This window comes from Xanthomonas hortorum (genome assembly GCF_011305375.1).
In the GTDB taxonomy this organism is placed as follows: domain Bacteria; phylum Pseudomonadota; class Gammaproteobacteria; order Xanthomonadales; family Xanthomonadaceae; genus Xanthomonas; species Xanthomonas hortorum_E.
The window spans coordinates 269,154-286,417 of record NZ_VCME01000006.1 but is presented as its reverse complement, the minus strand read 5'-3'; the positions used below and the strand labels follow the sequence as shown (position 1 = coordinate 286,417).

At 63.6% G+C, this 17,264-nt stretch carries 18 protein-coding genes, 1 other RNA gene and 1 pseudogene; 6 read left to right on the top strand and 14 right to left on the bottom strand.

Annotated features, from left to right (window positions below; genetic code table 11):
• Positions 1–7 precede the first annotated feature (7 nt).
• Positions 8–235 (bottom strand): hypothetical protein, encoded by a 228-nt coding sequence (locus FFY45_RS07505; protein WP_006450935.1) that lies wholly within the window; start codon positions 233–235, stop codon positions 8–10.
• A gap of 193 nt (positions 236–428) precedes the next feature.
• Here FFY45_RS07505 and FFY45_RS07500 point away from each other — a divergent pair, with 193 nt between their 5' ends.
• Complete coding sequence (locus FFY45_RS07500; protein ID WP_176339949.1) at positions 429–1,640, top strand: NAD(P)/FAD-dependent oxidoreductase; 1,212 nt, start codon at positions 429–431, stop codon at positions 1,638–1,640.
• Here the strand turns inward: FFY45_RS07500 and FFY45_RS07495 are convergent.
• From FFY45_RS07495 to FFY45_RS07475, 5 genes are all read right to left on the bottom strand, one after another.
• A complete protein-coding gene (locus FFY45_RS07495) occupies positions 1,598–2,086 on the bottom strand; it encodes a hypothetical protein (RefSeq protein WP_176339948.1) in 489 nt (162 codons plus the stop codon). The two genes, FFY45_RS07500 and FFY45_RS07495, sit on opposite strands and share 43 nt — an antisense overlap.
• Positions 2,083–2,283, bottom strand: a complete 201-nt coding sequence (locus FFY45_RS07490) for a PspC domain-containing protein (RefSeq protein ID WP_176339947.1) — start codon at positions 2,281–2,283, stop codon at positions 2,083–2,085. The genes FFY45_RS07495 and FFY45_RS07490 overlap by 4 nt, the downstream gene beginning before the upstream one ends.
• Positions 2,284–2,396: 113 nt before the next feature.
• Positions 2,397–3,473, bottom strand: a complete 1,077-nt coding sequence (locus tag FFY45_RS07485) for a class III poly(R)-hydroxyalkanoic acid synthase subunit PhaC (protein WP_176339946.1) — start codon at positions 3,471–3,473, stop codon at positions 2,397–2,399.
• The gene (gene phaE / locus FFY45_RS07480; RefSeq protein ID WP_176339945.1) at positions 3,470–4,654 is read right to left on the bottom strand and encodes a class III poly(R)-hydroxyalkanoic acid synthase subunit PhaE; all 1,185 of its coding nucleotides are present in this window, start codon (positions 4,652–4,654) and stop codon (positions 3,470–3,472) included. The genes FFY45_RS07485 and phaE overlap by 4 nt, the downstream gene beginning before the upstream one ends.
• 55 nt (positions 4,655–4,709) lie before the next feature.
• Positions 4,710–5,324, bottom strand: a complete 615-nt coding sequence (locus FFY45_RS07475; RefSeq protein ID WP_043909139.1) for a CDP-alcohol phosphatidyltransferase family protein — start codon at positions 5,322–5,324, stop codon at positions 4,710–4,712.
• Positions 5,325–5,457: 133 nt separating this feature from the next.
• Between FFY45_RS07475 and FFY45_RS07470 the strand changes: the two genes are divergently transcribed.
• Positions 5,458–6,216, top strand: a complete 759-nt coding sequence (locus FFY45_RS07470) for a 3-hydroxybutyrate dehydrogenase (RefSeq protein ID WP_176339944.1) — start codon at positions 5,458–5,460, stop codon at positions 6,214–6,216.
• Positions 6,217–6,564: 348 nt separating this feature from the next.
• Here the strand turns inward: FFY45_RS07470 and FFY45_RS07465 are convergent, their stop codons facing one another.
• The 3 genes from FFY45_RS07465 to ppsR all read right to left on the bottom strand — a co-directional run bounded on the left by FFY45_RS07465 (position 6,565) and on the right by ppsR (position 8,682).
• Positions 6,565–7,053, bottom strand: a complete 489-nt coding sequence (locus FFY45_RS07465) for an NUDIX hydrolase (protein ID WP_176339943.1) — start codon at positions 7,051–7,053, stop codon at positions 6,565–6,567.
• A 98-nt stretch (positions 7,054–7,151) separates the two neighbouring features.
• A complete protein-coding gene (locus tag FFY45_RS07460; protein WP_176339942.1) occupies positions 7,152–7,655 on the bottom strand; it encodes a DUF1249 domain-containing protein in 504 nt (167 codons plus the stop codon).
• A 205-nt stretch (positions 7,656–7,860) separates the two neighbouring features.
• The gene (gene ppsR / locus FFY45_RS07455) at positions 7,861–8,682 is read right to left on the bottom strand and encodes a posphoenolpyruvate synthetase regulatory kinase/phosphorylase PpsR (RefSeq protein WP_168957678.1); all 822 of its coding nucleotides are present in this window, start codon (positions 8,680–8,682) and stop codon (positions 7,861–7,863) included.
• 142 nt (positions 8,683–8,824) lie between these two features.
• Here ppsR and ppsA point away from each other — a divergent pair, with 142 nt between their 5' ends.
• Both ppsA and FFY45_RS07445 read left to right on the top strand, forming a co-directional pair.
• Positions 8,825–11,203, top strand: a complete 2,379-nt coding sequence (gene ppsA / locus FFY45_RS07450; protein WP_176339941.1) for a phosphoenolpyruvate synthase — start codon at positions 8,825–8,827, stop codon at positions 11,201–11,203.
• Positions 11,203–12,174: a mechanosensitive ion channel family protein gene (locus FFY45_RS07445; RefSeq protein ID WP_176339940.1), complete on the top strand. Its 972-nt coding sequence runs from the start codon at positions 11,203–11,205 to the stop codon at positions 12,172–12,174. The genes ppsA and FFY45_RS07445 overlap by 1 nt, the downstream gene beginning before the upstream one ends.
• 179 nt (positions 12,175–12,353) lie before the next feature.
• Here FFY45_RS07445 and orn read toward each other — a convergent pair whose 3' ends face one another.
• The 3 genes from orn to mntR form a co-directional block, all read right to left on the bottom strand.
• Complete coding sequence (gene orn, locus FFY45_RS07440; protein ID WP_023904122.1) at positions 12,354–12,938, bottom strand: oligoribonuclease; 585 nt, start codon at positions 12,936–12,938, stop codon at positions 12,354–12,356.
• A gap of 70 nt (positions 12,939–13,008) precedes the next feature.
• Positions 13,009–13,524 carry a tRNA adenosine(34) deaminase TadA gene (gene tadA / locus FFY45_RS07435; RefSeq protein WP_176339939.1) on the bottom strand — a complete coding sequence of 172 codons (516 nt, stop codon included), beginning with the start codon at positions 13,522–13,524 and terminating at the stop codon, positions 13,009–13,011.
• Positions 13,521–13,988, bottom strand: a complete 468-nt coding sequence (gene mntR, locus FFY45_RS07430) for a manganese-binding transcriptional regulator MntR (protein WP_043889237.1) — start codon at positions 13,986–13,988, stop codon at positions 13,521–13,523. Before mntR ends, tadA begins: the two co-directional genes overlap by 4 nt.
• Positions 13,989–14,133: 145 nt before the next feature.
• Here mntR and FFY45_RS07425 point away from each other — a divergent pair, with 145 nt between their 5' ends.
• The gene (locus FFY45_RS07425; RefSeq protein WP_176339938.1) at positions 14,134–15,480 is read left to right on the top strand and encodes an Nramp family divalent metal transporter; all 1,347 of its coding nucleotides are present in this window, start codon (positions 14,134–14,136) and stop codon (positions 15,478–15,480) included.
• Between the two features lie 517 nt (positions 15,481–15,997).
• Complete coding sequence (locus tag FFY45_RS07420; RefSeq protein ID WP_176339995.1) at positions 15,998–16,822, top strand: alpha/beta fold hydrolase; 825 nt, start codon at positions 15,998–16,000, stop codon at positions 16,820–16,822.
• Positions 16,823–16,903: 81 nt separating this feature from the next.
• Here FFY45_RS07420 and FFY45_RS07415 read toward each other — a convergent pair.
• Positions 16,904–16,979, bottom strand: a non-coding RNA gene (locus tag FFY45_RS07415) — sX9 sRNA.
• 76 nt (positions 16,980–17,055) lie between these two features.
• Positions 17,056–17,264: pseudogene (locus FFY45_RS22105) on the bottom strand (hypothetical protein); the annotation flags it as partial.

The following is a 17,264-nucleotide window of genomic DNA, read 5'->3' as shown; positions in this document are numbered from 1 at the left end:
GACGCGCTCAGCTGACGCGGCGCGCGTAATGGGTGGCTGCGCGCTCGACCAGAATGCTTTCGTGCAGCGATTCGAGCGCCATCACACGGATCTTGCCGACGTCTTTCAGCGGCACCATGCGCTCGACATAGACCTCCGGGCCGGCATCGGTCATCGCACGCGACTTGCTGAACCCATAAGGCACAACACCTTTGTCGCCATCTTTGCTGCCACCGACGTACAGAACGATCGACATACCCACACCCTCGTTAACAACTGTGACTACGTTAGTGGCGCGAGCATAACGACCGTGCCGTGAGGAGCTTTCCACGCACGTTAACGCCGGCTGTTTGCGGTTTGGTGACGGCCCCGCGTCTGCTCGATCTGCACGACCGCTTCACCCCGCTTGGCCGTCAAATTGCAGACCGCCCGCTCTCTGACGACACCGCATGGACCTCAAAAGTGGCTACCCGTTCTGGTCGATCCGCAACGGATTAATGCGCGCCTATCCGCGCCTGGAACAAGACAGCCACTGCGAGGTCGCCATCGTCGGTGGCGGCGTCACCGCAGCCCTGATCGCGCACGAACTGCTCAAGCACGGGCACGACGTGGTGGTGGTCGAACAACGCGAGATCGGCTGGGGCAGCACCTCGGCCAGCACCGCCTTGCTGCAATACGAAATCGATACGCCGATGATCGAGTTGGCCAGGCAACACGGCATGTCGGCGGCCGCGCTCGCTTATGGCGCGTGTGCGCAAGCCATCCTCGACCTGCAGGGCCTGTGCAATACGCTGGGCGGCTGCGATTTCACCCGCCAGGACAGCCTGTATTACGCGAGCCATGCACGCGATCTGAAAGAGTTACGCAGCGAGCTGGAGGCACGCCAGGCGCATGCCTTGCCGGTGGAGTGGATCGAGCGCGCACCACTATGGCACAACTACGGCGTACGCTCGGAGGGCGCGATCCTCAGCCGCCTGGCCGCCAGCGTCGACCCGTACCGGCTGTGCTATCGCTTGTTCGCCGAGTGCGAGCAGTACGGTGCGCGCATCTACGACCGCAGCACGATTGCCACGCTCGAACCTCACGACCAGCATGTGGTATTGCGCACCCAGGACGGTGTCAGCCTGCGCGCGCGCCACGTGATCATGGCTGCCGGTTATGGCAATCAGCAGTGGCTATCGCAACGCGTGGCGCGCAATCGCAGCAGCTACGCGTTCGTGACCGACCCCTTGCACGACAGCGAGATGGGTGCGCTCAAGCACACCATGATGTGGGAAACCGCGCGTCCGTATCTGTACTTGCGCAGCACGCCGGATGGGCGCGTGGTGGCCGGTGGCGAAGACGACAACGTCGATATTCCCGCACGTCGCGATGCGCGCGTCATGCGCAAGCTGAAGACCCTGCTGAAGAAAATCGAAAAAACGATGCCGGATGTGAGCTTGCGCCCGGTGTTTGCATGGGGCGGCACCTTCGCCGAAACCGCGGACGGGTTGCCGTTCTTTGGCACCCACCCCCAATACGGGCCGCGCGTGTCGTTCGCAATGGCCTACGGCGGCAACGGCATCACCTATAGCGCGATCGGCGCCGGGTTACTGCGCGCGCAACTGGAGGGCAGATCTCATCCCTTGTCCGAGTTGTTCGGGTTCTCGCGACTGGGCTGAACCCACCACGGCCACCAACCGTGGCCGTGCATCGCATAGTGATCGGCAGCCCGCTCCAGCGGATTGCGCACATGGATGCCGCCGCACAGGACATAGACCGGCAAGAACAGCGGCCCGAGCAGCATGTATTGATAGACGTGCGCGCGTTCGTGATCGCCCAAACGCACCGGCGGATGCTGACAACGGCCGGCGGCATGCGCATAAGTGCTGCACTGCAGATCGAGCGAGGCACCTTTCAACAGGATCACGTTGCCCAGCGTCATCGCCCCGCCCGGCCCCCACGGCCAGGCGTGGAAGACCAGTGCCAGCTCCTGGCTGGACCAGCGCGGGCGTGCGCCGAAACAGCTGCCCACCGCACCGATCACGATGCCAAGCACGGTATTGGGCAGCGTCCATAGCGCGCCCAACAGGTGCACTGCAGACCACCCGCGCGCGGCGGGCGTCAATCGGCCTGATTGGGGATCAGCAGCCACAGGATCAGATAGACCAGGATGCCCGGGAATGCGGCAGAAGCGATCGACACGATCACGAACAAGATGCGCAGCAGGGTGGAACTCCAGCCAAGCCGACGTGCGATACCGCCGACGACACCGGCGATCATGCGATCGTTGAGAGAACGGGACAGCGTGGTGCTGGTGGACATGGCAAGGCTCCTGCAAACGTTGCGTGTAGTCTAAAAAGACCGGCGACAGCGTGTGGTGATGGCGACGGCGGCGTGCTTGATGGCGGGCGTCTGGATCACGCCCTCGCGCCGCATCAGGCGTTACCGCCACGCTCCTGCAGCCAGCGATGGATCGCCACCGGCACTTCGCGCTGCGCACGCCCGGAGACGTAGATACCGATATGCCCGCCGCGAAAACTCAGCTCGCTGTAATCGTCGCTGCCGACCAAGCCACGCAGCGCGCGCGAGGCATCAGGCGGCACCAGGTGATCGTGTTCGGCGTAGATGTTCAGCACGGGCATGTCGACGGCCTGCAGATCGACCGCCTGCCCGCCGATGCTCACCTGCCCCGTCACCAGTCCATTACGCTGATAGAACAGCTTGACGAACTCGCGGAAGGCTTCGCCGGCCAGGTCTGGCGAATCGAAGATCCACTTTTCCATGCGCAGGAAATCTTCCAGCGCCTGCTTGTCGTCGAGGATGTCGAGCAAGCCGACATACTTCTGCAGATTCAGCCGGAACGGCTTGAGCATCAGGTAACTAGCGTTCATCAGATCCGCCGGCACGTTGCCCATCGTATCGACGAACAGGTCCACATCGACCATGCGCGCCCAGTTTGAGAGCATGTTGTCGGGGGTGTGGAAATCCACCGGCGTGACCATGGTGATCAGGTTGCGCACCTTGGTGCGTTGCAAGGCGGCGTAGCACAGCGAGAACGTGCCGCCCTGGCAGATGCCGAGCACATCGACCGCTTCCAGACCTGATTGCGCGCGCAAATGGTCCACCGCGCCGTCGATATAGCGCAGCAGATAATCCTCGAGCGTGAGGTAACGCTCGGAGCGGTCCGGGTAGCCCCAGTCCAGCACATAGACGTCCTGGCCATGACTCAACAGGCCCTTGACCAGCGAGCGGTCAGCCTGCAGGTCGACCATGTAGGGGCGATTGACCAGCGCGTAGACGATCAGCAGCGGCGTCTTGGCCACCGGCGCCTGTTCGCCGACGAAGCGATACAGCACCACCTTGCCGTCGCGCCAGATTTCTTCGCGCTCGGTGACGCCGTAATCCACGTCTTCCACACCGGGCAGCAGCTTGAGCCCCTCGCGCAGCTTGCGCTGCATCGACAGGGTTTCCTGCATGAGGTCTTCGGCACTGAATCCCAACGGGCCTTTCATGCCTGCGCTCCACGTGGCTTGCGTGCGGCCGCCTTGCTGGCGGGCTTGCCAGTGGCTGGCCTGGAGACCGGTTTCGAAGCGGTCGCTTGTTTGGCCGGAGACTTTTTAGCTTCAGTCTTTTTCGCTGCGGTCTTTTTGACGGCGCTCGCTGCATGCGCTGCTTCGGACACTGCGCTCGCCTTGGACGACGACGCACGCTTGGCCGTGGCCGATGCCACCGGATCTGCTGCCGGCGCTGCCGCAGGTTTGCTCGCCGGGCTGGCTGCAGTGCGCAGCATCCGCCTTACCGCACGCTCCAGCTCGGCAATGCGGCGATGCGCGGCATCCATCTCCGAACGAGTCGGCATGCCGAAGCGTTCGCTCAGTTGCTCCACTTCTTCTTGCAGTGCGGCACGCAGGCGCATATGCGCGTTGGCAAAGCCGCCGTACACCTCGCGGAACCGGTCGGACAACGCAACGTCGGCATAAGACTCTTCGGCCGCTTCGATCCACAGATCGAACAAGGCGCGCGCACTGGTCAGCTGACTGCCACTGCTTTCATGCTCGCCCAGCTTGGAGGTAAACCGGCCGAACGCCTGCTCGATGGCCGACTTGAGTTGTTCGCCATAGGCCTGCGACTGCGCCTGATAGTCCTGCTGCGCGCGTGCCAGCGTCTGCAGGCGCGCTTGATGATTGCGGTTCAAGCCGAATGCCGGCATCTGCAGCCAGGGCGCGTTTTCCTGCTGCCACTTTTCCAGGGTCTGCGCTGCCTGCTGCAGCCACGGATCGAACCCGCCCGGGCTGCCGCCGCGCAACGAGCCCAGCGTCCACTGCATCAGTTGTTCGCCCTGCCCTTGCACGGCCTGTCGCCAGGCATCGGAGACTTCGTTGGCCGAGGTATCGCGCCCGGCAAACTGCGCGGCCACCTGTTGCATGGTGCCGAACCAGTCGCCGGCCTGATTGCGGAAGCGGTCGATCGCCTCCTGCGCCTGCGGTGCGGCCTGGGTGGGCAACAACTGCGACCACCAGTCCATCGCCTTGCGCCAATCCTGCGGTGCGTCCGTGCCCGGCCCCATGCCTGGAACCGCGCCCGGCGGCGCAGCGGAGCCGGACTGGCCGTGGCGCATGGCATCTCCCCAGGCGTTCCAGTACTGGCGCGCCTTGTCTTCGTTGCCATTGTCCGAACCGCTGCTTGCCATCATCCCTTCCTGTGCCTGTTCACCGAGCCATCCTACCGCGTGTGTCCCGGCGTGCCGGTCAGGGTTTGGGAATACGCAGCGTCTTGCTGATCATCAGCGAGCCGGAGACTGCGAACAGCAGCACCAACGGATGCAGCTGCCACGGCCCGAGCTGCCACTGGCCCCACCACAGGCTTTGACCGATATGGCCACTGCTGGCAGCGATGGCGAGCAGGATCACCAGCAGCAGGCTGCTGGGAATCGGCGTGCCTTCGAAATACGGCACCTTGTCGGCCTCGCCTGCGATCTCTTCGGCGGTCACGTTGTAACGCGCCAGCCGGCTCACGCCGCAGCAGACGAAATAGCTCAGCACCAGCCAGTCCCACCCGCCGCGCATGCCGCAGGCGTAGCCCAGCGCCGCCGGCGCCACGCCGAAGGAGATCACATCGGCCAGCGAATCCAGCTCGCGCCCCAGCGTTGAAGATGCCTTGCGCCAGCGCGCCACGTGCCCGTCCAGCGCATCGAAGACGAACGCCAGCGGAATCAGCGCCATGCCCAGCAGCAGGTCGCCGCGATGGCCTTCCTGCAGAAAGCGCATCGAGGCAAACACCGCACCGGTGCCGCAGAAGGCGTTGGCCAGGGTGAACCAGTCCGCGAGTTGGAAATCGCGCAGCATCGAGAAATGGCGTTTCATGCGCAGCCTGAGGTGATCGAGGCGCAAAGGGTAACGCGCGCGCGCCACGCAGGCGACCGTTTCGCGGGACTCGGCTAGTCTGGCGGCCAGCGTTGCCGCCCTGGCCGCGCACGATTCCCGAGAAGGACACCCGATGCGCAGCATCCTGATCACCGGCGCAGGCAGCGGCATTGGCGCCGGCATCGCCACCGAGCTTGCGGCAGAAGGCCACCATCTGATCGTCAGCGATATGGACCTGGCGGCCGCCGAGCGCACTGCGCGCACTCTGCGCGAGGCCGGCGGTTCGGCCGAAGCGCTGGCGCTGGACGTGACCGATGACGACAGCATCGTGCGTGCGCTGGCCAGCGCATCGCGCGCGCCGCAGGTGCTGATCAACAACGCCGGCCTGCAGCACGTGTCCGCGCTGGAAGACTTCCCGATGCAGCGCTGGGCGCTGCTGGTAGAGGTGATGCTGACCGGCGCCGCACGGCTCAGCCGCGCGGTCCTGCCCGGCATGCGCGCCGCCGGCTACGGGCGCATCGTCAACATCGGCAGCATCCACTCGTTGGTGGCCAGCCCGTACAAGAGTGCGTATGTCGCGGCCAAGCACGGCCTGGTCGGTCTTGCGAAAGTCATCGCGCTGGAAACTGCCGACTGCGACATCACCGTCAACACGCTGTGCCCGAGCTATGTGCGCACGCCGCTGGTGGAGCGGCAGATCGCCGACCAGGCACGCACGCGCGGCATCGCCGAGGATGCGGTGATCCGCGATGTGATGCTCAAGCCGATGCCCAAAGGCGCCTTTATCGCGTACGACGAACTGGCCGGCACGGTCGCGTTCCTGATGTCGCACGCCGCGCGCAATATCACCGGCCAGTCGATCGCCATCGATGGCGGCTGGACGGCGCAGTAATCGCGACTGGCGAAAATTTCACCAGCCAAACCGATAGCCTTGCGACGCAAGGCGCGTGCACAGTTGTCCACAGACTTGCGCAGGTTTCATCCACAGCGGATGTGGAGAAGTACGTGGAAGCAGAATGCGGCTGCGATGCGGCCGCGTCGTACAGCACTTTTTTGCGCTTGCGCTCGCTAAACGTATCGCGCGCCCATTGCCGCCAATAGACCGACGTGCCGCGTCTATGGGCAACCAGAGACAGCGCCCAAGAGTTGGAAAACAGCAGCGATCGTTGCCGCCAGCAGCAGCGGCCGCGCTCGCCTTACGGCTGCGCAGTCGTTCGATCGTCGCTTATTCGACCGTCGCTCAGATGCGCGAATACGTCCACGACTGCATGCGCCCGTCGCGATACGGCATCACGCCATGAAACGGACGCGGGTCGCCGTCGAACACCAGCGGCAGAAAATTGCGGTCGCCTTCCCACATCGGCAGCTGCTCCATGCGATCGAGTGCCACCCACTCCAGCGTGCCTTCCGGGTTGGATGCCTGCGGCTCGCCTTCGAAGCTGCGGATCAGGAAGACGAAGCCCAGCCAGTCTTCGCCGTGCTTGCCGAAGCCGGGCCAACTGATGGTGCCGCGCAGTTGCATCTCGCCGCATTCCACGCCCGCCTCTTCGCGGATTTCGCGGCGCATGCCGGCCAGCACGTCTTCGTCCGGTTCCACCTTGCCGCCGAGCCCGTTGTACTTGCCCAGGTGTTGGTCGCCGGGGCGGGCGTTGCGGTGGATCATCAAGACCTTGGTGCCGTCCGGCGACAACAGGTAGCCAAGCGTGGCAACGATAGGGGTATAGGGCATGGCATGCGATCTGACACGAAGCACATCAGTATGACCGATGCTCCGTCAACAACGGACGCGTCATCAACAACGATTGGGCATGGCAGCGACGCGCCCGCTCAGCCGATCTGCGAACTGGCGCGCGGCGGTGCAACGTAATCGTGATCCCGGCGCAGCGTAGCAACGCCATGGCCGCGCTCGGCTAGATAGTCCAGCCACTTGCCCAAGAACGTATTCATGCGCATGCGGTGGCTGATCAGCTCGGCCGGCGGCGGGAACATGCCCATCACGTCCTGCCAGCGACGGCCGACATAGCAATGGGTGGTCTCGGCCTGGCGCGCGTCGCGATACAGACGCACGTACGCGGAAGGATCGGGCTCGCCGGTCACCGGGTCGCACAGGTCGTAGGTCAGCCGCAGCTCCACCGTGTAGCGGTGGCACTCGATCACGTCCAGACGCAAATTCAGCCCATCGCCGATCGAAGACACATAGGAGCCAGGAGCGAGGTCGGCCGGTGCGAACAGCCGGGTCAGGTGCTGGAAGTTTTCTGCGTACAAGCCCATCAGCCAGCCAAATCGGCTCAACTTGGGGATGCGTTCGAGTTTGCTCAGTGCTTGCGCCATAAACCGATCCTACACGCTGCGCTGCCGCACGGGCAGCATTGACGACTGCCCATCGGCAGGCCTACTTTATTCGAGCACTGTCCCGCCCGCTTGATTTCGCTTGGGTTGTCAGCAAGCCGTCAGCCGCGTCGCGGCAGCACCCGGATTGTGTGTGAACGCGCCGCCTGCTTGCCCAATCCCGAATCCCGCCCCACCAATCCCGGCCTCAAAACATCTCGCGCTGCAGCCCCAGCGTAGACAACACCTTGCTGGAGATTTCCTCGATCGAGGTATTGGTGGTGCTCAAGGTGGGAATCCGCTCCATCTGGAACATGCGCTCGGCGGTAGCGACTTCACGCCGGCAGGTCTCTGCGGCGCTGTAACGCGAATTGGCGCGCCGCTCCTGGCGGATCTGCTGCAGCCGCTCCGGGTCGATGGTCAAACCGAACAACTTGCTGCGGTAATTGCGCAAGCGCGGCGGCAAACGCTCGTTTTCCAGATCTTCTTCGGTCAACGGATAGTTGGCGGCGCGGATGCCGTAATGCAATGCCAGATAGATGCAGGTGGGCGTCTTGCCCGCGCGCGACACCGCGACCAGGATCACGTCGGCCTCGTCGTAATTGAGTGCGATGCCGTCATCGTGGCTTAGCGCGAAGTTCATCGCATTGATGCGGCGGTGATAGGTCTCGAAGTCCACCATGCCGTGCGCGCGGCCCACCAGCGAGTGCCGCGGCGCATTGAGCTCGCGCTCCAGCGGCTCGATGAAGGGCGCGAACACATCCAGCATCAACGCGCCGCTTTCGGCCAGGATCATGCTCAACTGTGGATCGACGCACGAATTGACCACCACCGGGCGCACCTGGTACCGCTCGCCTGCGGCACGCACACGCAGCGCTGCATCGCGCGCTTTTTCTGCATCGTCAATGAACGACATGCGGTCGGTGACGAAGTTGAATCCGCTGAACTGCGTGAGCAGGCTATGCCCAATCGTTTCAGCGGTGATACCGGTTCCATCGGAGACGTAGAACACCGGTCGAATTGTTGACATCAAGGCCACCTCTTTGAACTGGTGTTCAAAACTTACGGGTTCATGCTTGTGCAGATTCCGCTGTGCACTGCATCATAGCGGCTTCTTCCTACGGTCGCGGCCATCCAGCCCGCTCGGGCGATGGCCTTACGGAGCATCGCGCTTGAACGAGAATATCCTGTGGTTGCATGAGCTACGCCTGGTCGATCTGGCCCGCGTAGGCGGTAAAAATTCCTCGCTTGGCGAGATGATTGGCAACCTGGCCGGGCTTGGCGTTTCGGTTCCCGGTGGATATGCGACCACTGCGGAAGCTTTCAAGGACTTCATCGCCCACAACGATCTGTCCAAGCGCATCTTCGACAAGCTGGCCACGCTGGATGTGGAAGATGTCACTGCGCTGACCATCGCCGGCAAGGAAATCCGCGGCTGGGTGATCGATGCGCCGCTGCAGCCCGAACTTGACCGCGACATCCGCACCGCCTACGAACAGCTGTGCGCCGAAAACGGCGGCGGCGAAGTGGCCGTGGCGGTGCGTTCGTCGGCCACCGCCGAAGATTTGCCCGATGCCTCGTTCGCCGGTCAGCAGGAAACCTTCCTCAACGTGACCGGCGCCGACGATGTGGTGCACAAGGTCAAGGAAGTGTTCGCCAGCCTCTACAACGATCGCGCGATTGCGTATCGCGTGCATCACGGCTTCAAGCACGAAGACGTGTTCCTGTCGGCCGGCGTGCAGTTGATGGTGCGCTCGGGCGTGGGTGCGGCCGGCGTGCTGTTCACGCTGGACACCGAATCGGGCTTCCGCGATGTGGTGTTCGTCACCTCCAGCTTCGGCCTAGGCGAGATGGTCGTGCAGGGCGCGGTCAACCCGGACGAGTTCTATGTCTACAAGCCCACGCTCAGCGCAGGCAAGCCGGCGATCCTGCGTCGCTCGCTCGGCAGCAAGGCGATCCGCATGGTGTATTCGGATGTGCCCGGTGAGCGTGTGCGCACCGAGGACACGCCGGTGGAACTGCGCAACACCTTCTCGATCAGCGACGAAGACGTGCAGGAGCTCTCCAAGCAGGCCCTGGTGATCGAAAAGCATTACGGCCGCCCGATGGATATCGAGTGGGCAAAGGACGGCGTCAGCGGCAAGTTATTCATCGTGCAGGCCCGCCCTGAGACGGTGAAGTCGCGCAGCCATGCCACCCAGATCGAGCGTTTTTCGCTGGATGCCAAGGACGCCAAGATCCTGGTCGAAGGCCGCGCGGTCGGTGCCAAGATCGGCAGCGGCGTCGCACGCGTGGTGCGCTCGCTGGAGGACATGAACCGTGTGCAGGCCGGCGATGTGTTGATCGCCGACATGACCGATCCCGATTGGGAGCCGGTGATGAAGCGCGCCTCGGCGATCGTCACCAACCGCGGCGGCCGTACCTGCCACGCGGCGATCATTGCGCGCGAGCTCGGCGTGCCGGCCGTGGTCGGCTCGGGCAATGCCACCGACATGATCAGCGATGGCCAGGAAGTCACGGTCAGCTGCGCCGAAGGCGATACCGGCTTTATCTACGACGGCCTGCTGCCGTTCGAGCGCACCACCACCGATCTGGGCAACATGCCGCCTGCCCCGCTCAAGATCATGATGAACGTGGCCAACCCGGAGCGTGCGTTCGACTTCGGTCAGCTGCCCAATGCCGGTATCGGTCTGGCGCGTCTTGAAATGATCATCGCCGCGCATATCGGCATCCATCCCAATGCGCTGCTGGAATACGACAAGCAGGACGCCGATGTTCGCAAGAAGATCGACGCCAAGACCGCTGGTTACGGCGATCCGGTGAGCTTCTACATCAACCGTCTTGCCGAAGGCATTGCCACGCTGACCGCCTCGGTGGCGCCGCACACGGTGATCGTGCGCCTGTCGGACTTCAAGTCCAACGAGTACGCCAACCTGATCGGCGGTTCGCGTTACGAGCCGCATGAAGAGAACCCGATGATCGGCTTCCGCGGCGCCAGCCGTTACGTCGACCCGTCCTTCACCAAGGCCTTTGCGCTGGAGTGCAAGGCGGTGCTGAAGGTGCGCAACGAGATGGGCCTGGACAACCTCTGGGTGATGATCCCGTTCGTGCGCACGCTGGAAGAAGGCCGCAAGGTGATCGAGGTGCTGGAGCAGAACGGCCTGAAGAAGGGCGAGAACGGCCTGAAGATCATCATGATGTGCGAGCTGCCTTCCAACGCGCTGCTGGCCGATGAGTTCCTGGAGATCTTCGACGGCTTCTCGATCGGCTCCAACGATCTGACCCAGCTGACGCTGGGCCTGGATCGCGATTCCTCGATCGTGGCGCATCTGTTCGACGAGCGGAATCCGGCGGTCAAGAAGCTGCTGTCCATGGCAATCAAGTCCGCGCGCGCCAAGGGCAAGTACGTCGGTATCTGCGGCCAGGGGCCGTCGGATCACCCGGAACTGGCCGAGTGGCTGATGCAGGAAGGCATCGAGTCGGTGTCGCTGAATCCTGACACCGTGGTCGACACCTGGTTGCGTCTGGCCAAGTTGAAGAGCGAGAGCTGATGGGAATGTTGGGTGCAGTGTTGGCGGCGGCTGCAGGAGCAGTCGCCGCAAAGCCGGCAGCGGTGGCCGCCAAGGCGGCGGAGCCGGCGTTCAACTGGGCCAACATCCCGTGGGCGCAATACGCGCTCAATTGGGGGCTGGCCCTGCTGATCGTGGTGGTCGGCATGTGGCTGGCCAAACAGCTCAGCCAGTGGCTGCATCGTGCGCTGACCCGCGCGCGTATCGAGATCACGCTGACCAACTTCCTGCGCAACGTGCTGTATGCGTTGCTGCTGGTGCTGGTCTTCGTCAGCGCGTTGAGCAAGATCGGCGTGCCGCCGACCTCGCTGATTGCGGTGCTGGGTGCGGCTGGTCTGGCGGTCGGTCTGGCGTTGAAGGATTCGCTGTCCAACATCGCCGCAGGCGTGATGCTGATCGTGCTGCGACCGATGCGCGATGGCGACCATGTCGTGATCGCCGGCCAGGAAGGCATCGTGGACGAGATCCGGATCTTCCAGACCCGGCTGCGCTCGTTCGACGAACGCATGATCACCCTGCCCAACAGCACCATCACCACGTCGCCGATCGTCAACTACAGCACCCTGCCCAACCGTCGCCTGGAAGTGACCGTGGGCGTGGGCTATGGAGACGATCTGAAAAAAGCCCAACAGCTGTTGCTGCAGATCGCCAAGGAGAATCCGAACCTGCTGGATTCGCCCGCACCGTTCGTGCAGGTCACCAACCTGGGCGAAAGCACGGTGGATCTGATGTTGTTTGCGTACGCGACCAACGGCAACTTCGGCGCGGCCAAGAGCACCACGCTGGAGCAGATCCGCAACCAGCTGCTGGAAAACGGGCTCAATATCCCGTACCCGCAGCGCGACCTGCATGTGTATCACCACGATGCGGACGGCAAGCCGATCTCGGATCTGTTGCTGACAGGCATCGCCGACGATGGCGATTTGAGCAAGGGGCCGTCGTTGGCGCGTTGAGTGCACTGTCATCTGTAAAGACAAAAAGGCCGCATCACTGGATGCGGCCTTTTTGTTGTGTGGCGTATCTGGCATCTGCTGCATCGAACAGACGTCTGAGATGCGCCACTTCCGACCCGCAACGCTCGCTACACGCCAGTCGCAGCACGCCGTCGGCGTGCCGCGAACCATTGCCGCCCTTATCCCTGCGCGCCACCCTGGTTGGCGCCGCCCAATGCGCCCATGAACTGCCGGTAATGGCGCAACTCATCGATCGAATCGCGTACGTCGCTCAGTGCAGTGTGTGCCGAGCTCTTGGCAAAACCATTGGCCACCGTGGGCGCCCAGCGGCGTGCCAGCTCCTTGATGGTGGACACATCGAGGTTGCGGTAATGGAAGTAGCGCTCCAAACGCGACATCTGCCGGTGCAGAAAGCGACGATCCTGGCAGATCGAGTTGCCGCACATCGGCGAGGCGCCGGCGCGGATCCACTCGCTCAGGAAAGCGACCGTCTGCGCTTCGGCCTGCGCATGGGTGACCTGGCTGTCGAGCACGCGTTGCCACAGGCCCGAACGGCGGTGCTGATTGCGGTTCCATTCGTCCATCGCTTCGAGTTTTTCCAGCGGGTGGGCGATGGCCAGTTCCGGCCCCTCGGCAAGCACGTTCAACTGCGCATCGGTGACGATGGTGGCGATCTCGATGATGGAATCGCGATCGGTATCCAGCCCGGTCATTTCCAGATCGATCCAGATCAGTCGGTCGTTGCCCGCAAGGTTGTCTGCCATATCGCCGTCCTGTGGAGGGCCGTCGCCGGCCAGATGCTGAAGGGCGCGCATCATACCGCGGCCGCGCCGCTCAGGGCGCGAGGGGCGGCTTGCCACGCTTGGCCCTGAAGTAATTAGTCAGCCGCAGGCTTGCTTCTGTAGCAAGCACCCCGCCGCTGACCTGCACGCGATGATTGTGACGCGGGTCGGCCAACAGGTCGAACACGCTGCCGCAGGCGCCGGTCTTGGGGTCGCTGGCGGCGAACACCACCCGCGCGATGCGCGCGTGGATCATCGCCATCGCACACATCGCACACGGCTCCAGGGTGACGTACAAGGTGCAGCCGATCAGCCGGTGATTGGCCAGCCGGCGACCAGCTTCACGCATGGCCATGATTTCGGCATGCGCGCTGGGGTCGTAGCTTGCGATGTTGAAGTTCCAACCTTCGCCCAGCACGTTGCCGTCGGCATCGACCAGCAACGCACCGACCGGGATCTCGTCATAGTCGCGCTCGGCACGCTCGGCAAGCAGCAAGGCGTGATGCATCCATTGCTGGTCGACCAGCGCCTGCGCCGCGTCGAGGGGCGTCTCCACCGATGTGCTCACGCAGCGCTGCCGCCCTGGCGATCCAGGAAGGCGGCGAACGCAGCGACGGTGGCTTCGCTGACATGGTGCTCAATGCCCTCGGCATCGCGGCGCGCGGTGGCCTCGTCGATGCCCAGGGCCAGCAGGAAGCGTTCGACGATCTGATGGCGCTGCCGGCTGGACGCCGCCAATGCCTCGCCGGCCGGGGTCAGGAACACGCCGCGGTACGGACGCTGCACCACCCAGCCATCGCGCACCAGCCGCTTGAGCATCTTGGCCACGGTCGGCTGGGCCACGCCCAGGCGTGCGGCGATATCGACCTGGCGCGCTTCGCCGCCGTCGACCAGCAGATCGGAGATCAGCTCCACATAGTCCTCGACCAACTCGGCGCGGCGCGCTTCGCGCACCTGACGGAAGCTTTCCATATGCACCTGCGCATCGATCAACACCGGCGCGGCGGCTTCCTGTTCTTCGCTCTTGCCCACCCTCTTCCTCATCATCACGTCCGGCGCCAGTGCCGGTCTGCGTAGTGTGAAGCACGCCGCCGATCATTACGATTGAGATTGCCAATGCTCAATAGCATAGCAGTTGCTATATCATCGCTCCGATTCCTCGCCGACGCCGTCTCGCATGTCCGCCGACACCCTCTCACCTACCCATTCGCCCCACCCTGCGCCGCTGTCCGCCAACGGCGGTCTGGGCGATCACCACGCCAGCGTCGCCGTGCCCAAGGGAGGCCACTGGTGGTTCCGCTTGCTGGCGTTCCTGGGGCCGGGCTACATGGTGTCGGTGGGTTACATGGACCCGGGCAACTGGGCAACCGATCTGGCCGGCGGCTCGCAGTTCGGCTATCTGCTGTTGTCGGTGATCCTGCTCTCCAACGTGATGGCGATCGTGTTGCAAGCATTGTCGGCACGCTTGGGTATCGCGACGGGGCTGGATCTGGCGCAGGCCTGCCGGGCGCGCTACCCGCGCGGGGTGAATCTGGCGCTGTGGGGATTGTGCGAGCTGGCCATCATCGCCTGCGATCTGGCCGAGGTGATCGGCACCGCCATCGCATTGAAGTTGTTGTTCGGCATTCCGCTGACCCTGGGCGCGATCATCACCGCGGTCGATGTGGTGTTGGTGTTGCTGCTGATGAACCGCGGTTTTCGCGCGCTGGAAGCGTTCGTGATGGCCTTGCTGCTGATCATCTTCGTGTGTTTCGGTATCCAGATTGCGCTGGCTGCGCCACCGATTGCGGCGGTGTTGGGCGGCTTCATTCCGCGCGCGCAAGTGATCACCGATCCGCAGGCCTTGTATCTGGCAATCGGCATCATCGGTGCGACGGTGATGCCGCATAACCTGTACCTGCATTCGTCGATCGTGCAGACGCGTGCGTATCCGCGCACCGATGTGGGGCGCAAGTCGGCGTTGCGCTGGGCGGTGACCGACAGCACCGTGGCCTTGATGTTCGCGTTGTTCATCAATGCCTCGATCCTGATTCTGGCAGCGGCGGTGTTTCATGCGCAGGGCCGCACCGATGTGCAGGAGATCGAACAGGCACATGCGCTGCTGGCGCCGATGCTGGGGGTGGGCCTGGCTTCGACCTTGTTTGCGGTCGCACTGCTCGCTTCGGGCGTGAACTCCACGGTGACTGCAACGTTGGCCGGTCAGATCGTGATGGAAGGATTCTTGCAACTGCGGCTACCGCCGTGGCTGCGCCGCCTGCTGACCCGCGGCATCGCGATCGTGCCGGTGGTGATCGTGACCTGGCTGTACGGCGAAGCCGGCACTGCGCGGCTGCTGGTGCTCAGCCAGGTGGTGTTGTCGATGCAGCTGCCGTTTGCAGTGATTCCGCTGGTGCGCTTCGTGTCGGATCGTCAATTGATGGGGGCGCTGGTGGCACCGGTGTGGCTGGTGCGCATCGCCTGGGTGATCGCTGCGGTGATCGTCTGTTTGAACATCAAGCTGTTGTGGGATACCGCGCTGCAGTGACCGGCGATATCGGTTGGGGCTGAGCGAGCATCATCGACTGGCCATCCATTCGAAGCGCGTGTGCGATCGCCTGCACGATGCACGCTCTTGCCGCACGACCGAGTCTGCTTGACCAGCGTGTTTCGCAGCCGCCGCTTGCTTTGATCGACCAGATCACAGTCAGCCAGCACCACGGCGACAGTGCGCACGCGTGTGCAATCTGCTTGCTGCTCGCGCGGGTCTACTGAGTGGATGCACCGGTGTGTCCACGGCCTGCGCTGCATTCGCGCCGCGCTTCGCAGAGACAGCCATGATGCTTCACGCTGTCACGCGACGACCGGGATGCATGCCCTCGCCCACAGGAGTGTTTATGCATCCGTTCGAGCCCACTCCGGCCGACGCCGGACGCCGCAGCTTTCTCATCTCCAGCACGGCCGCCGTGGCAGCGTTGTCTTTGCCCGCTCTCGCCAGTGCCGCCGCAGCCGTGCGCGCACCTCCCTCCACACCGCCCTACCCGACCAACAACGGAGTCAACCCGATGTCCAATTTCGTCACCCGCCCCGACGGCGCCAACATTTTCTACAAGGATTGGGGCAAGGGCCAACCGGTCGTGTTCTCGCACGGCTGGCCGCTCAGCGCCGATGCCTGGGATGCGCAGATGCTGTTCATGGGCCAACACGGCTTCCGTGTGATTGCGCACGATCGTCGCAGCCACGGTCGTTCGACCCAGACCTGGGACGGCAACGACATGGACACCTACGCCGACGATCTGGCTGCGGTGATCGAAAAACTGGATCTGAAAGACGCGATCCTGGTCGGGCATTCCACCGGCGGTGGCGAAGTGGCGCATTACGTGGGCCGCCATGGCAGCAAGCGTGTGGCCAAGGTCGTGCTGGTCGGCGCAGTGCCGCCGCAGATGGTCAAGAGCCCGACCAATCCGGGCGGCCTGCCGCTGAGCGTGTTCGACGGCATTCGCGAAGGCGTGGCCAAGGACCGTTCGCAGTTCTATCAGGATCTGACCACGCCGTTCTTCGGCGCCAACCGTGATGGCAACAAGGTCACCCAGGGCATGCGCGACTCGTTCTGGCTGCAGGGCATGCTGGGCGGCCACAAGGGCCAGTACGACTGCATCAAGGAATTCTCCGAGGTCGACTACACCGCCGACCTGAAGAAGATCGATGTGCCGGCGCTGGTGGTGCATGGGGACGACGACCAGATCGTGCCGATCGATGCGTCCGGCAAGTTGTCGGCCAAGATCATCAAGCACGCCGAACTGAAGATCTATGCCGGTGCGCCGCATGGTCTGCCGGTCACCCATGCCGACCAGTTCAACAAAGATCTGCTGGCGTTCGCAAATGCCTGATCTGTTTTGAATCGCTGAGAGAAGGCCGGTTTGTGAGAGCCGGCCTTTTTCTTGGCGATACTGAGGTTGTACTTAAAAAGCAGCTAACACAACCTAGCGAGCGGTCGTGAGGTGGGTGCTGACGGCGCGTGGGAACTGCCGTGTACGAGTGGTACGTGCCGATTTCGAGCATTGTTTGCGCTCGCATGGCAGTGAGCGCAGCAGTTTTGTTAGCTGCATTTTATTGGATGCTGTCACAAGCCTGGTTGGTCGAGGGTGCGGTGCCCTCGCCGCTCGCGGGACACGCCGCAAGTACGTCCATGTAGGCTCGGTGGCGGCATCCATGCCGCCACACGGTCCCGCAATCGACGAGGACACCGCACCAGACAGTGTGCTGGTTGCTTGAAAACATGCACACCGACCATCTCGACTGGTCCTTGCCCGCCCACCGTCGCGGGACCTT

Excerpts from the sequence above, each read along its gene's own strand:
- FFY45_RS07505 (WP_006450935.1), bottom strand. The coding sequence starts at position 235 with ATGTCGATCGTTCTGTACGTCGGTGGCAGCAAAGATGGCGACAAAGGT.
- FFY45_RS07500 (WP_176339949.1), top strand. The coding sequence starts at position 429 with ATGGACCTCAAAAGTGGCTACCCGTTCTGGTCGATCCGCAACGGATTA.
- FFY45_RS07490 (WP_176339947.1), bottom strand. The coding sequence starts at position 2,283 with ATGTCCACCAGCACCACGCTGTCCCGTTCTCTCAACGATCGCATGATC.
- FFY45_RS07485 (WP_176339946.1), bottom strand. The coding sequence starts at position 3,473 with ATGAAAGGCCCGTTGGGATTCAGTGCCGAAGACCTCATGCAGGAAACC.
- phaE (WP_176339945.1), bottom strand. The coding sequence starts at position 4,654 with ATGATGGCAAGCAGCGGTTCGGACAATGGCAACGAAGACAAGGCGCGC.
- FFY45_RS07475 (WP_043909139.1), bottom strand. The coding sequence starts at position 5,324 with ATGAAACGCCATTTCTCGATGCTGCGCGATTTCCAACTCGCGGACTGG.
- FFY45_RS07470 (WP_176339944.1), top strand. The coding sequence starts at position 5,458 with ATGCGCAGCATCCTGATCACCGGCGCAGGCAGCGGCATTGGCGCCGGC.
- FFY45_RS07465 (WP_176339943.1), bottom strand. The coding sequence starts at position 7,053 with ATGCCCTATACCCCTATCGTTGCCACGCTTGGCTACCTGTTGTCGCCG.
- FFY45_RS07460 (WP_176339942.1), bottom strand. The coding sequence starts at position 7,655 with ATGGCGCAAGCACTGAGCAAACTCGAACGCATCCCCAAGTTGAGCCGA.
- ppsR (WP_168957678.1), bottom strand. The coding sequence starts at position 8,682 with ATGTCAACAATTCGACCGGTGTTCTACGTCTCCGATGGAACCGGTATC.
- FFY45_RS07445 (WP_176339940.1), top strand. The coding sequence starts at position 11,203 with ATGGGAATGTTGGGTGCAGTGTTGGCGGCGGCTGCAGGAGCAGTCGCC.
- orn (WP_023904122.1), bottom strand. The coding sequence starts at position 12,938 with ATGGCAGACAACCTTGCGGGCAACGACCGACTGATCTGGATCGATCTG.
- FFY45_RS07425 (WP_176339938.1), top strand. The coding sequence starts at position 14,134 with ATGTCCGCCGACACCCTCTCACCTACCCATTCGCCCCACCCTGCGCCG.
- FFY45_RS07420 (WP_176339995.1), top strand. The coding sequence starts at position 15,998 with ATGTCCAATTTCGTCACCCGCCCCGACGGCGCCAACATTTTCTACAAG.